Annotated in this window: 1 pseudogene; it reads left to right on the top strand. The window is 53.1% G+C overall.

From position 1 onward, the window contains the following. Nucleotides 1–467 (top strand): annotated as a pseudogene (locus EI28_RS12725) (hypothetical protein); the annotation flags it as partial. Nucleotides 468–749: the final 282 nt, after the last annotated feature.

The raw sequence follows: 749 nt of genomic DNA, 5'->3' as shown, positions 1-749 counted from the left end.
TGGATCCTGCAAGACCGATTCACGTGGACTATTACAACTATACCTCTTTCCGCGACAAATTTCGCCCCGAGATCGTCCCGCAGTTGATCGAAACACGGCACCCGTTCGGCAACGAGTCCCTCTTCCTCCCAAAGCAGAACCTCACGCTGACAGCAAGTTCCTCCGGAACGCCCAACGAGCGCGGTTATTACGACCCCGATGGCTACCGGTACTCCTACACCATCCCTATCTACGCTCAGTATGAAAACGGGACAAAAGTCACAATCTATTCACATATTTGGGGACTTATTGAATGGAGCGACGGATTTGATAATACTCCGGTGAATGAATACAGTGACACCTACCGTCTTGTCGTCAAGGGCGAACCACAGGGCTGGATGCCCGCTGGCGGGGAAATGACGGCGGGAAAAGGGATCTACCGGGAGTGGCAACTCAACGCCTCCCCGACTTCCGGTGCAGGGAAGTAGAACAAATTTTTCGAGCTGAAGAGACAAAATATCGCAGGAAATGAACAGAGAACCATCCAAGGGGCATCTCCGGGGAAATGAATGTATATTAGGAAGGAACAGATTCCTGCATGCATCGCCGGCTCCCCATTGTCCTCCTCGCCCTCGTCGTTGCCCAGGTCTTCCTCTGCGGCTGTATCTCGGGGGAACCTCAAGATCCTTATGCATATTTCAGATACGAACTCTCCATCAGGACAGCCACGCCCATCGAGAACGTGACCCTCCTTGTACCATCCGACCCGC

It is taken from the genome of Methanoculleus sp. MH98A, from assembly GCF_000691865.1.
Taxonomy (GTDB): Archaea; Halobacteriota; Methanomicrobia; order Methanomicrobiales; family Methanoculleaceae; genus Methanoculleus.
Note: the sequence above shows the minus strand (reverse complement) of the source record. Positions and strands in the feature narration are given on the sequence as shown.